This window comes from Streptomyces sp. Ru62 (assembly GCF_002920615.1).
In the GTDB taxonomy this organism is placed as follows: domain Bacteria; phylum Actinomycetota; class Actinomycetes; order Streptomycetales; family Streptomycetaceae; genus Streptomyces.
In genome coordinates this window covers 249767-261866 of the sequence record NZ_PQSU01000012.1, presented here as the reverse complement: position 1 = coordinate 261866, position 12100 = coordinate 249767, and the positions used below count along the sequence as shown (strand labels likewise).

General features: G+C 73.6%; 12 protein-coding genes and 1 pseudogene. 5 read left to right on the top strand and 8 right to left on the bottom strand.

The annotated features are described in order from the left end of the window. On the bottom strand, positions 1–370 hold a 370-nt coding region (locus C3492_RS18695; RefSeq protein ID WP_181140435.1), incomplete at its 3' end, for a UvrD-helicase domain-containing protein. Between the two features lie 480 nt (positions 371–850). Here C3492_RS18695 and C3492_RS45850 point away from each other — a divergent pair. Together C3492_RS45850 and C3492_RS18685 are read left to right on the top strand one after the other, a co-directional pair. Next, positions 851–1078: pseudogene (locus tag C3492_RS45850) on the top strand (glycoside hydrolase); the annotation flags it as partial. Positions 1079–1783: 705 nt separating this feature from the next. Continuing rightward, positions 1784–2575: a C40 family peptidase gene (locus C3492_RS18685; protein ID WP_258055762.1), complete on the top strand. Its 792-nt coding sequence runs from the start codon at positions 1784–1786 to the stop codon at positions 2573–2575. A 40-nt stretch (positions 2576–2615) separates the two neighbouring features. Here C3492_RS18685 and C3492_RS18680 read toward each other — a convergent pair whose 3' ends face one another. Continuing rightward, the gene (locus tag C3492_RS18680) at positions 2616–2969 is read right to left on the bottom strand and encodes a hypothetical protein (RefSeq protein WP_014674457.1); all 354 of its coding nucleotides are present in this window, start codon (positions 2967–2969) and stop codon (positions 2616–2618) included. 600 nt (positions 2970–3569) lie between these two features. On the opposite strand from C3492_RS18680, the gene C3492_RS18675 reads away from it, so the two are divergent. Continuing rightward, positions 3570–4634, top strand: coding sequence for a C40 family peptidase (locus C3492_RS18675; RefSeq protein WP_181140439.1), 1065 nt, complete (start codon positions 3570–3572; stop codon positions 4632–4634). Positions 4635–4675: 41 nt separating this feature from the next. Here C3492_RS18675 and C3492_RS18670 read toward each other — a convergent pair whose 3' ends face one another. Both C3492_RS18670 and C3492_RS18665 read right to left on the bottom strand, forming a co-directional pair. Next, positions 4676–5419, bottom strand: a complete 744-nt coding sequence (locus C3492_RS18670) for a response regulator transcription factor (protein ID WP_103812852.1) — start codon at positions 5417–5419, stop codon at positions 4676–4678. After that, positions 5416–6705: an ATP-binding protein gene (locus C3492_RS18665; protein ID WP_103812851.1), complete on the bottom strand. Its 1290-nt coding sequence runs from the start codon at positions 6703–6705 to the stop codon at positions 5416–5418. Before C3492_RS18665 ends, C3492_RS18670 begins: the two co-directional genes overlap by 4 nt. Positions 6706–6926: 221 nt before the next feature. On the opposite strand from C3492_RS18665, the gene C3492_RS18660 reads away from it, so the two are divergent. After that, positions 6927–8369 carry a PspC domain-containing protein gene (locus tag C3492_RS18660; protein WP_181140434.1) on the top strand — a complete coding sequence of 481 codons (1443 nt, stop codon included), beginning with the start codon at positions 6927–6929 and terminating at the stop codon, positions 8367–8369. Beyond that, positions 8356–8571: a hypothetical protein gene (locus C3492_RS18655; protein WP_103812850.1), complete on the top strand. Its 216-nt coding sequence runs from the start codon at positions 8356–8358 to the stop codon at positions 8569–8571. The genes C3492_RS18660 and C3492_RS18655 overlap by 14 nt, the downstream gene beginning before the upstream one ends. Here the strand turns inward: C3492_RS18655 and C3492_RS18650 are convergent. From C3492_RS18650 to C3492_RS18630, 4 genes are all read right to left on the bottom strand, one after another. Continuing rightward, positions 8562–9089, bottom strand: coding sequence for a DoxX family protein (locus C3492_RS18650; RefSeq protein ID WP_181140433.1), 528 nt, complete (start codon positions 9087–9089; stop codon positions 8562–8564). The genes C3492_RS18655 and C3492_RS18650 overlap by 10 nt on opposite strands. Before the next feature lie 151 nt (positions 9090–9240). Next, positions 9241–9525: a hypothetical protein gene (locus tag C3492_RS18645; protein WP_103812848.1), complete on the bottom strand. Its 285-nt coding sequence runs from the start codon at positions 9523–9525 to the stop codon at positions 9241–9243. A 94-nt stretch (positions 9526–9619) separates the two neighbouring features. Then, positions 9620–10900 (bottom strand): hypothetical protein, encoded by a 1281-nt coding sequence (locus C3492_RS18640; RefSeq protein WP_103812847.1) that lies wholly within the window; start codon positions 10898–10900, stop codon positions 9620–9622. Positions 10901–11219: 319 nt separating this feature from the next. Beyond that, on the bottom strand, positions 11220–12014 hold the full coding sequence (locus C3492_RS18630) for a class II aldolase/adducin family protein (RefSeq protein WP_103812846.1): 795 nt from the start codon (positions 12012–12014) through the stop codon (positions 11220–11222). Positions 12015–12100 lie beyond the last annotated feature (86 nt).

The window sequence follows — 12100 nt, the reverse complement described above, 5'->3', positions numbered from 1 at the left end:
TGATCGCGAGGATCTGGCCCGGGTGGACGTTCCGCTCGGCGAGCAGGTGGGCGATGCGGTGGGTCAGCACGCGGGTCTTGCCGGAGCCGGCACCGGCGACGATGAGCAGCGGGGAGCCCGCGTGCACGACCGCGGCGCGCTGGTTCTCGTTCAGCCCCTCCAGCAGCGCCGCCGCGTCCAGGGCGGGGCGCGGGGCGCCGTCGCGGTAGTAGGCGTCCCGGTCCGGTGGCATGTCGAACTTCCCGCCGAACAGATCGTCCGGAAGCGGCTCCGGAGCGTGATCGTCCTCGGGCGGCGGCGGAGGTTCCTCCTCGTGCCCGCGAGGGCTCCGGAGGTCCGCCAGGAAGCTGTCGTCAAAGAGGCTGCTCATCGCTCTACGAGTCTAGGGCGCCCCACCGACAACCGGTCCCGGTCCCCGGAACATGACGGTCCCGGACGTGAGTTGATCTTCGCGCCGGGCAGACGGACGCCCTGCTCACGCATCGGAAGCACCTGGTCACACGGACGTGAACCTCTGCGCCTTCCGGGAAAAGGTCACGGAAATGTATCGGACAAACCGCACACCAACCTTCACAGAAGACACACGAGTTGGCTAGGTTTCCGTCAGGCCGTACGACCCCCCTCCGGCGAACGTCGCCGGGCCGCGCGGCCTCCGCCGAATCCGGCGCGCCCCGCACGGTGCCCGGAGCCGGGGACCCACCGATCCTGGGGTGAATCGGCCGACTCCCGCCCGGGACGACGCCGTAGGGCAACCCTTCCGAGCGCCCGCCCGAACCCTCCCTACGAGGGACGGCCTGGGTACCCCCACCGCTGACCCCGGTAGGCGGCAGTACGGAAGGAGTCGCCTCCCTTGGCGTCGCACCGCAAGCCGCGCCCCGGCGGAACCCAGGGAGCGGGCGCCCGCACCCCCGCTCTCGCCACCGCCGCCCTCACCTCCGTGGCCGTGCTCTCCCAGACGGCCGAGGCCACCCCCGCGCCCGCCCCCGGCCGACCGAGCCAGGAGGAGATCGACCGCAAGATCGACGACTTCTACCGCCGAGCCGAATCAGCGGCGGAGACGTCGCCGGCGGGAAGGGATGGAGGCCGGGGCGGCCGGGGGGCCGGGCGAGGCGATCGGGGCGCTGCGCTGGTCGACGGCGGTGCCGACCGGGACGCTGCGCTGGTCGACCGGGGGGCTGAAGGATCCAACCGGGGGGCCGGGGGCGCCGACCGGAGGGCCAGGCGGGCCGACCGCGGGGGGTGGCAAGCCGAAGGGGCAGCTGGGCGAGCCGAACGGGCGGTCGGAAGCGGCGGCCCGGAGGCCGGGCAGGCCGGACGAGGTACCGGGTGGGCCGGAGGGGCGGGACAGGCCGGACAAGGGGCCGGGTGGACGGATCGCGGTACCGGGACTGCCGACCGGGGAACCGGATGGACCGACCGGGGAACCGGATGGACCGACCGGGGAACCGGCAGCGTCGACCAGGAAACCGGGCAGGCCGGACGAGGTGCCGGATGGGCCGGACGGGGAGGCGTCGGTCGGGCTGCGCGGGCCGGGTGGTCCAAGGGGGCCGAGGGAGGCGAGCGGATCGAGTCGGCCGCGGTCTCACGACGACCCGCTGACAGCCTCCAGCGGCTCCGGGACGAGGTCGCCCGCCGCGCTCAGCACCGGGGCCTGGCCGGACAGCGGGCCGCGATCCCGGCCCAACGCGGCACGAGCCCGGCCCAACGCGGCACGATCCCTGGCCGGCGCGGCACGATCGGCTCCCGGGGCGCGGCCATGATGTCGCCCGCCGGAGACACCGCCATGGCCCGCCCCGCAGGGGATACGGCCATTCCCGCACCCCTTCGGGACACCGGTGTAGCCGCGCCCGCTCCGGGCACGGTCGCCGCCCCGTCCGCCCTGGGCACGGCCTCCGCCCTGCCCGCGCCGGGCACCATCCCCGCTCCGCCCGCGGACCGTCAGGCGGAGGTGGCCGCGAGCGGTCCGAAGGCGGCCAAGGCGACCGTGCAGAAAAAGCTCGCCCACGCGCGCGTGCTGCTGTCCCAGCGGACGGCACAGACCACTGCCGCGCCCTCCGTCGCAACGCCCTCCATGGCAACGGCTTCTACGGCCACGACTTCCACAGGCACGGCTTCCACAGGCACGGCTTCCATGGGCACGGCTTCCGCGGCCACGCCCGCCGGCACCCCGGCCCCGGCCGCCGCCACACCGCCCGCCGGCACACCATCCGGCACCTACGCGACCAAGGCCAGGAAGGCCATCGCCTTCGCCCGGGCCCAGGTCGGGAAGCCTTGTGTGTGGGGCGCCGCAGGCCCCGGCTCCTACGACTGCGCGGGGCTCACCCAGGCCGCCTGGAAGTCCGCCGGTGTGACCCTCCCGCGCACCGCGCGCGAGCAGGCCGACGTCGGCACCCCGGTCGCACCGGCTGAAGCCGGCCCCGGCGACCTGGTCTTCTTCCACGACGACGCCGGCCACGTCGGACTCTGCACTGGCGACGGCATGATGATCCACGCGCCCAGGCCGGGCGCGTACGTCCGCGAGGAACCGGTCTCCGGCATCGGGGCGGCCGTGCACAGCGTGGTGCGGCCGGGCTGACCCCGGAGCCGCGCCGAGGCTCAGATCCTGAGGACGGCGATCAGGTCCACAGGACGGCGATGAAGATGTTGGCCGTGGTCAGCAGGCCGACCAGCCCGAAGAGGCCCTTGTCGATCCGCTCCTCGTCGCGCTTCACGTAGACCAGGCCGAGGATCACGATCAGCAGGGCGAGCTTCACGCCGATCTTGATGTTGTTGACGTGGTGATCGTCGGCCTGGTTGAGGCCGACGAGGGCCACGCCGGTGACCAGCATGGTCAGCGCGCCGTGCAGCATTCCGGGCACGAACCGGGCCGTGCCCTGGCCCATCGCCTTCATCTGGGTGAGAAAACCGCCGAGCAGCGCGGCGATGCCGATGATGTGCAGGCCGACGAAGAGATGGATGAGTACGTCCATGGAGCCGGAGCCTAACCAGCCCCCTCTGCCCCACCTTCCACCGGGCCCTCCGACCCACCCCTCCACCGAACGCTCCGCCCCCCACCAGGCCACCGGTCCATCCCCAGCCCCCAACCAGGCCCGCCACCCCATCGGTCACCAGCCCCTCCGCTCACCTCCCGAGGCCCAACGACCCTCCGTCACGCCCCAGCGACCCTCCGTCACCACGCCCACCCACGAACCCGGCAATCCGACAGACCGGCCGACGTGATCTCGCATATATGCGCCCCATAGCACCTCACCACCCCCGCCAGTCCCCATTTCCGCTCTTCGATCAGCACGCTCCGTAAAGACGACGACTCCAGCCTGTCCACCCGGTCACATACGGTCACCTCCCGGTCCGTCCGAACCAGTTCCGTACAGCGCGTTACCTACTTGTCACCGTCCGGCCTAGCGTCCTCCCCCAGGTGACCGGCTCCCCACCGCCGCCCGCACCAGGGGCGGCCGTCGGTCACCACCGCCGAGAAAGGCCCGGCGGCGGCCCGCTCCCCTGTGCGGGCCGCCGCGGGGCGTACCGACCGCTCGGTCGTGCGAGTCGTACGGAAGGACGTGACGGTCCAGGTGGCAGCGCACCGCAAGCGCCCGCAACGCCCGCTCAGCGGCCCTACGGCCCGGACGGCGGCCACTCTCGCCCTGGCGGGAGCGGCCACCGCGACCGCCTTCGACGGGACGGGGCACGCCGAACCACAGCTGACACCGGCGCAGGTGAAGGCCAAGGTGGAGACGTTGTACCGGGAGGCCGAGGCCGCCACCGAGAAGTACAACGGGGCGAAGGAGGAGGCGGACGCCGGCCAGCGACGGCTGAGCGCGCTCCAGGATGAGACCGCCCGCAAGCAGACGAGGCTCAACTCGGCCCGGGAGAAGCTGGGTTCGATCGCCGCGGCGCAGTACCGGGACGGTGGCATCGACCCGGCCTGGCAACTGGCTCTCTCCAGCGACCCCGACCGGTATCTGGACGGCGCCGCGTTCGCGGAGCGGGCCGGTGACAGGCAGGCCGCCGCGGTCTCCAGGGTGCGTCAACAGCTGCGGGAGATCGAGCGGTTGCGCGGCGCCGCGCGCGTCGAGGTGAGGTCCCTGCGGTCACGGCAGGCGGAGTTGCGACGGCAGAAGAGGACCGTGACCGACAAGCTGGACGAGGCCCGGCGGCTGCTGGCCCGGCTGACTCCGCCGCAGCGGACCGAGGTCACCGGGGCCGGCGGCACGGGCGCCCGTGTCTCGCGGTCGGCCGCCGACGCGCGGCAGCCGCTGGAGCGGCCCGGGTCCACCGCCGCCCCGACCGCCCGCGCGGCGGCGGCCGTCGCCTACGCCTACAGCAAGCTCGGCAGCCCCTATGTGTGGGGCGCCACCGGCCCGAACGCCTTCGACTGCTCGGGTCTGGTCCAGGCCGCCTACCGCTCCGCCGGCATCTCCCTGCCCCGCACCACCTACGCCCAGATCGGCGCGGGACGGCGGGTCTCCCGCTCCGAACTCCAGCCGGGGGACCTGGTGTTCTTCTACTCCGGGATCAGTCACGTCGGCATCTACGTGGGCAACGGCCGGATGATCCACGCCCCCAACCCGTCGGCGCCGGTCCGTCTCGCCCCGATCGACCAGATGCCGTTCGCGGGGGCGACAAGGGTCGAGTGAGGGTCGGCTCCGGGGCGGCGGCCCAGGGGGGCCGCAGGGGGTCAGACCAGCCGGCGTGCGGTCGCCCAGCGGGTCAGTTCGTGCCGGTTGGACAGCTGGAGCTTGCGCAGGACCGCCGAGACATGGGACTCGACCGTCTTCACCGAGATGAAGAGCTGCTTGGCGATCTCCTTGTAGGCGTAGCCCCGGGCGATCAGGCGCAACACCTCGCGTTCCCGCTGGGTGAGGCGGTCCAGGTCCTCGTCCACCGGCGGGGCGTCGGTGGAGGCGAAGGCGTCCAGGACGAAGCCGGCCAGCCGCGGTGAGAAGACGGCGTCGCCCTCCTGGACGCGGAAGATCGAGTCGACCAGGTCGGTGCCGGTGATGGTCTTGGTGACATAGCCGCGGGCGCCGCCGCGGATCACCCCGATCACGTCCTCCGCCGCGTCCGACACGGAGAGCGCGAGGAAGCGGACCGGCTGCTCGGCGTCCCCCATCAACGCCGCGCACCTGCGCAGCACTTCGACCCCGCCGCCGCCCGGCAGGTGGACGTCGAGCAGGACCACCTCGGGCCGGGTGGCGGTGATGACCGCGACGGCCTGGTCGACGTCCGCGGCCTCGCCGACCACCTCGACCCCGGTCTCGGCGGTCTGGCCGATCTCGGCCTGGACGCCGGTACGGAACATGCGGTGGTCGTCCACCAGCACCACCCGTACGTGCCGCCCGCCCGCGCCGCCGCCGGTCCGGCCGGCCTCGGCCGGCTCCGCCGCTCCCGCCGTGCCGTTCGCCTCGGTCGCGTCGCTCATGACGTCTTCTCCGCCCTCTCCATCTCCAGCTCGACCTCGGTACCGCCGCCCGGCACCGCCCGCAGCCGGGCCGTGCCGCCGTTGCGCTCCATGCGGCCGATGATCGATTCTCTGACACCCATCCGGTCGGCGGGTATCGCGTCGAGGTCGAAACCGGGGCCGCGGTCCCGCACGGACACGAAGACCGTTCTTCCCTCGACTTCGGCGTAGACCTGTACGGCGCCGCCCTCGCCACCGTACTTGGCGGCGTTCACCATCGCCTCGCGCGCGGCCTGCATCTGGGCGCCGGTCCTCTCGTCGAGCGGGCAGTCGCCGACTATCACGACCTCGATGGGCACGCCGTGCTTGTCCTCCACCTCGGCGGCGTTGCGGCGCACCGCCTCGGCGACCGTGTCCGGCTCGTCGGCTTCGTCCTTGCCGGTGCCCTCCGGCTTGTACAGCCAGGTGCGCAGGTCGCGCTCCTGGGCGCGGGCGAGGCGGCGCACCTCGCCCGCGTTGTCGGCGTTGCGCTGGATCAGGGTGAGGGTGTGCAGCACGGAGTCGTGGACATGGGCGGCGACCTCGGCGCGTTCCTGGGCGCGGATGCGCATCAGGCGTTCCTCGGACAGGTCCTGGGTCATGCGGACCAGGTAGGGGCCGGCGAGCAGGGTGATACCCACGAGGACGGCGAGCGCGGCCTGTAGGACGGCGCCGAGGTGGGCGGTCGAGCCCTGCAGGACGAAGATGGCGGAGACACCGGCCGTGACGAGCAGGACGCCGCCGGCCGCGCGGAGCAGGGTGAGGGTGCGGCGCCGGCGGCCGGCCTCGGCCCAGCGGGCCCGGCGGGCGTTGTCCGCCTGCCGCCAGACCAGGGCGACACCGGCGGCGACGAGCACGGCGGGCACCAGATAGGCCTTGGTGGCGCTGCCCAGGTTCACGCTGCCCACGAAGACCACGGACACGACGACCATGAGGAGCAGCGCGACGATCTGTCCGCGGTCCGGCTTGCGGGCCACCAGTCTGCGGCGGCCGTCCGGCGAGGTCTCCGTGCCCACCAGCGACGGCTTCTGGTCGCCGACGCCGCCGATGCCGAGCGGCACGAAGAACCAGAACGCGGCGTACAGCAGCGCTCCGAGTCCGTCGGCCATGAACAGGCCGACGAAGACGAGCCGCACCCACACGACGGGCAGCCCGAGATGCCCGGCGAGGCCCCGCGCCACTCCGCCGAGCCAGCGTCCGTCGCTGCTGCGGTAGAGCTTGCGCGGCGGCCGCGGGTCGTCGAGTGGCAGGCTTGCGGCTTCCGGCATGCCAACGATGGTCACACGAGCGGCGGGACGGAGCATCAGGGTCGGCCCCCGAGACGCCCCTGATCTTCCGTCGGGGCCGGTCCGGGTGGCCGGTCCGGCGGGCGTTGCGCGGCGGTCGGCGCCGCTCGAACGCTTCCCCGCCCCGTCTCAGGGCCGATTTCAGGGTTGGCCCAGGGTCGTCCCGACTGCCGTCACGGCGGCCGGGCCGTCACCATGGACGCATGACGGATCACGAGCACGCCGCGACGGGTCCGGGACCCGGCCCCGGCCCGCGCCCGGCCCCGGGCACCGGGCCGACGGATGCCGCGCCCGCCGCGACGGACGAGACGGGAGCGGCCGGCCCCGGCCCCCACCCTTCCACGCACGAGCCGGAGCGGAAGGAGGGCACCGAGGTGCCCGACCGGTTCCGGCGCGACCGCCGGCACAAGATGATCGCGGGCGTGTGCGCGGGACTCGGCCGGCAGACCGACATGGACCCCGTCATCTTCCGGATCACGCTGGCCGTGCTCTCCGCGACCGGCGGTCTGGGCCTCATCTTCTACGGCTTCGCCTGGCTCCTGGTGCCGTACGAGGACGAGGAGGAGAACGAGCTGCGCAAGCTCTTCACCGGCCGGGTGGACGGCCAGGCGCTGGCCGCCGTGCTGTTCGCCCTGGTCGGCTGCGGGATCTTCCTGACGATGCTGAGGAACGGCGGGGTGCTGGCGTTCGCCACGGTGCTCTCGCTGCTGCTCGCCGGCGCGGGGTACTGGTCGCGGCGCCGAGGCGCCCCCGATCCCGACCCCCTGGCCGCGCAGGCCGCGGCCGACGCCCCGCCGGAGGCCCAGGCGCCGCCGGTCGTCACCACCTACCCCTCCTGGTGGCGGGACCCGATCGTCAAGGACGGCACCCATGTCGGGGGCACCGGCTATCTGTGGGGGCCCGGCGACGCCCGCGAGCGGGACCTGACCTCGGTCGTGGACGTCGGCGTACCCAACCCCTGGACGCATCCCGGGGCGATACGGACGCCGCCCGCCGCGTCCCCGAGACCGCGCGGCCCACGCTGGATCGGCGGCTGGGTGTTCCTGCTCGCCCTGCTGGCGGGCGGCCTGGGCACGGGGCTCGGCTGGGACACGCACCCGCTGGGCACCAGCCTGCAGACCGGACTGGCGTGCGCGCTCGCGGTGTTCGGGCTCGGCATCACGCTCAGCGCGTTCCTGGGCCGCACCGGGGCCGGCACGGTGTTCCTGGCGCTGGTCACGGCGGGGCTGCTCGCGGGGGCGGCGGCGCTGCCCCGGGACATCACCACCGACTGGCGGGAGACGTCCTGGAAGCCGGTCGCGGCGGCCCAGGTGCGGTCCGGGTACGACCTCGGCACCGGGCGGGGCACCTTGGACCTGAGCGGGGTGCGCCCGGCCAAGGGGCAGACGGTCGCGACGGACGCCCGGGTGGGCGCGGGACAGCTGAAGGTGATCGTGCCGGCGGACGCGGCGGTGCGGTTGAGCATCGATGTGGGGGTGGGCGACATCCGGCTGCCCGGGGACAGCGGAAAGGACGTGGACGTGCGGCCCGGCAGACACGAGGAGGTGACGCTGGCGCCTGCCGAGGGTGCCGGGAAGGGCGGCACGCTGGATCTGACGCTCGGCGTCGGGGTGGGACAGGTGGAGGTCAGCCGTGCTGCGTCATGAGTTCCAGCCCGGGAAGCTGGTCGCCGGGCTCTTCCTGACGGCCACCGGGGTGGCCTTCGCGGGGGACGCGGGCGGTCTGTGGGAGACACCGTGGTTCGCGGTCGTCCCGCTGGTCGTGGGCGGGCTCTGCCTGGCCGGCGCCGCGGCGGCGCTGACCCGGGGGATACGCAGACGGGGCGGCGCCGAGGGCGGTCAGCGGTAGCCGCCGGTCAGGCGCCGCCGGGCCCGCCAGACGGCGTCGACGGAGAGGTAGGGGGTGCCGGCGAGGACCAGGGGGAGCCAGGCCATCAGGTAGGCGAGGTCGTTGCCGTAGTAGTAGGGGGTGGTCGCCCAGCTCACCGTCAGCCAGAGGCTGAGGGAGATCAGCGCGCCGCCGAGTGCGGCCAGCCGGCCGAACAGGCCGAGCAGGATGCCGATGCCGACGGCCAGTTCACCGAGGGCCATGGCGTAGCCGAAGCCGACCGGGCTCTTCAAGGCCAGGTCGACCAGGGCCGGGATGGCGGCGGAGTCGCGGGCCGCGCGCATGGTGTCGCCGATGGAGCCGGTGCCGCCGGACTTCAGGAACGCGCTGTCGGTGAGCTTGTCCAGACCGGCGTAGACGAAGGTGATGCCCAGGAAGACGCGCAGTGGCAGCAGGGCGTAGTGGCCGGCGCTCTCCCGCCAGGTGCGGTGGCCGTCCAACCGGGTGGTGTGCATGTCTGTCCGCATCCCGTGAGTCATCGCTGCCAGCCGCCTCTCGCCCGCCGAAGCACCCCTCACGTGACCATACGTATGACGAAGGGAGCCCGTTCAATCCTTTCCTGGACCATTTTCCGGATTTCGGGCGTCGACGTGAGCGGCGGGCCGGGCTTCGTGCGGGTCTCCACCGATCTCACGTGGCCTTGCGGGCGATGCGGTTCAGGGCGAGACCCAGGCGGCGGTCGGGCGGTCCGTCGGTCAGTCCGGTGAGCCCGATCTCCTCCGCCAGGCGTCGCAGGCCGGTGCCCGGGGAGCCGTCCGCGATCTGGCGCAGGATCGACTCGGCCCGGCGCAGATCCGCGGGCTGTTGCCGATGTGTGCCGCGTCTGCGCAGCGCGCACTCAGTTCCGGCATCCCCGTCTCCCCCATGTCGTCCGCGTCGCCGGCCACGGTTGGCGGCAACTGTAGCGAGGATCACGGCAGGAGCCGGGCGAAAGTACGAAAAACGTCTCCGGACGGGGCGTTCACTCCCCCACCGGTTCACTCCCCCACCGGTTCACTCCCCCACCCGTTCACTCCGTCACCTGGACGACGCACCGGTTGGTCGCCACCCCGGCCGCGGTCACCACCTGCACCTCCACCGCGCCGGGCTCCACCTCGGCCGGCACGGGCACGGTCAGCACGCTGTCGGTGGGGTTGCGGAAGCCGCCCGTGACCGGGACCAGGGGGACGTGGACGTCGACCGCGCCGATGCGCACGACCATCCGCGAGAGCCGGTCGGCGCTCTGGGCGCCGGGCGGAACGAAGCCGCTGCCGCGGATCTCGATGTCGTCGCCGGTGCGGATCGGGCCGTCGAGGTCGCCGGGTTCGCGGGCGCGGACCACCGAGAGGATCACCGGACGGCCCCCCTCGGCGTACTTGCCGGCCAGGTAGGTCGCGGCCGAGATCAGCACGATCACACCCAGGCCCCAGGGCAGATCGGGCAGTTGGTCGGGGCGGCTGGCCAGCCGTACGGCGGCGAACAGCAGGGCGACGGCGCTGATGGCGACGTACTGGATGTCGGTGAAGGCGCCCCGGCCTGAGTCGTCGGTGAGCAGATCGGCGGCGCGCGGACGGTGGGCGGGCACCTTCTGCAGCCGCTGGGCGAGGATGCGCAGGCCCACCACCCGGCGCACCAGGACGGCGACGCCGCACACCACGGCGAGGACGGTCACCACGCCCGCGCCGCGGGCCAGATCGAGGCCGGAGAGCAGCGCGTCGCGTCCGGCGTGGCCGGAGGCGGCGGCCAGACGGGCGGCGAGCAGCAGGACGGCGTACGCGACGAACAGGACCCAGCAGGCGGCGACCGTACGGGAGGTGGAGAACCGGTTGTCCTCGCCGATCACCGGTGCGAGCGCCCCGCCGCGCGCCCGGTGGAAGAAGCAGGCGGTGGTGAGCGTGGCGGCGACGACGAGCGCGGCGAGCAGGGCCGCGGTGCGGGCGCCGGTCCAGCCCGCGCCGATCGCGGTGAGCGCCTCGGCCAGCAGCAGCGCGGTGACCGCTCCCCACACCGCGTAGACCGTCCGCAGCCACAGCCTGGCGAGCCGGGCCACGCCCTCGGCCCGGCTCTGTTCGGCGACGGCCTCGGCCCGCTCGGTCAGTTCCTCGGAGACCCACTGGCGGGACGCGGAGGCCGAGTGGGCCACGGCCGCCGGCAGTCCCCGGCCGGCGGCGAACTCGTCGCGCCGGCGCAGGAACGCGGCGACGGCCCGCCGGTGTCCCTCGCGGGCGCCGTGCGGACAGTCCCCGCAGGTGCAGCCGCCCTCGTGGACGCCGTCGGCATCCGTGTGCCCCCTAGCCTCCTGCACCGCCACGCCCGACGCCCGCCTTCCCCGCGACCTGCCGATCCGGCCGCCGGCACCCGTGATCGGGTACGACGGCCGGGCAACTCCCCTGTGATGACAGCGAATTGTGCCCTACGCCGGGCCCTCCGGCGCGCCGGGGCCGGGTCACCGGGGGTGAAGCCGGTACCGCCGTGTTGACCCGGCGGCGGATCAGCCGCGGACCACACCCCTCCGGCACGCCGGCTGAGGAGGACCGGCACACCGGCCGAGCAGGACCGGCACGTCGGCCGAGCAGGACCGGCACACCGGCCGAGCAGGACCGGCACACCGGCCGAGCAGGACTGGCACGTCAGCCGAGCAGGTCCGGTTCGCTGCGGCTGATGTCCTGCCACAGGGGCTGGTAGTTGATCCAGGCCACGAGGTCGCCGCCGAGCTGTTCACGGGTGGCGACGGCGAGCTTGTGGTCGATGAGCACCGGTCGGCCCGCCGCCCTGGCCAGCAGCTGCACCTGGCAGGACCGGTCCAGGGACAGGAACCACCAGGCCGCCGCGTCCACCGAGTCGCCGACGGTGAGCAGCCCGTGGTTGCGCAGCACCAGGGCCTTGCGGGAGCCGAGCGCGGTGGCGATCCGGCGGCCCTCCTCGGCGTCCACGGTGACGCCGGTGTAGGCGTCGTACAGGGCGAGGTCCTCGTAGAAGGCGCAGCTCTCCTGGGTGATGGGGTCGATGAGGTCTCCGAGGGCGGCGAGGGCGCGGCCGTGCACGGAGTGGCAGTGGGCGACGGCGACGACGTCGGGGCGGGCGGCGTGCACCTGGACGTGCACGGTGAACGCGGCCTGGTTGACGTGGTAGCGGCCCTCGACGACCTGCCCGTCCTGGTTGACGAGGACGAGATCGCCGACGGTGACGTGCTTGAACGGCATCCCGAAGGGATTGACCCAGAAGCAGTCGGTGAACTCCGGGTCCCGGGCCGTGATGTGTCCCGACACCCCGTCCTCGAAACCCGCCCGCCCGAAGATCCGCAGGGCGCCGGCGAGCCGCTCCTTGCGGTGCCGGCGTTCGTCCTCGGCCGAGTCGTGCATCGGCGGCATGGCGAACCGCAGCCGGTCGGTGGGCAGCGGCAGGGGCGGCGTGGGCCCTTGCATGGATCCTCCCGTACGGGGATGGGCGGTACGGGCCGGAAGGTACCGCCGGCGGGCGCAAGAGGGCAGAGCCGTGCTGTGAAGATGCC

Excerpts from the sequence above, each read along its gene's own strand:
- C3492_RS18650 (WP_181140433.1), bottom strand. The coding sequence starts at position 9,089 with ATGACTCACGGGATGCGGACAGACATGCACACCACCCGGTTGGACGGC.
- C3492_RS18630 (WP_103812846.1), bottom strand. The coding sequence starts at position 12,014 with ATGCAAGGGCCCACGCCGCCCCTGCCGCTGCCCACCGACCGGCTGCGG.
- C3492_RS18670 (WP_103812852.1), bottom strand. The coding sequence starts at position 5,419 with ATGAGCGACGCGACCGAGGCGAACGGCACGGCGGGAGCGGCGGAGCCG.
- C3492_RS18660 (WP_181140434.1), top strand. The coding sequence starts at position 6,927 with ATGACGGATCACGAGCACGCCGCGACGGGTCCGGGACCCGGCCCCGGC.
- C3492_RS18685 (WP_258055762.1), top strand. The coding sequence starts at position 1,784 with ATGGCCCGCCCCGCAGGGGATACGGCCATTCCCGCACCCCTTCGGGAC.
- C3492_RS18680 (WP_014674457.1), bottom strand. The coding sequence starts at position 2,969 with ATGGACGTACTCATCCATCTCTTCGTCGGCCTGCACATCATCGGCATC.
- C3492_RS18665 (WP_103812851.1), bottom strand. The coding sequence starts at position 6,705 with ATGCCGGAAGCCGCAAGCCTGCCACTCGACGACCCGCGGCCGCCGCGC.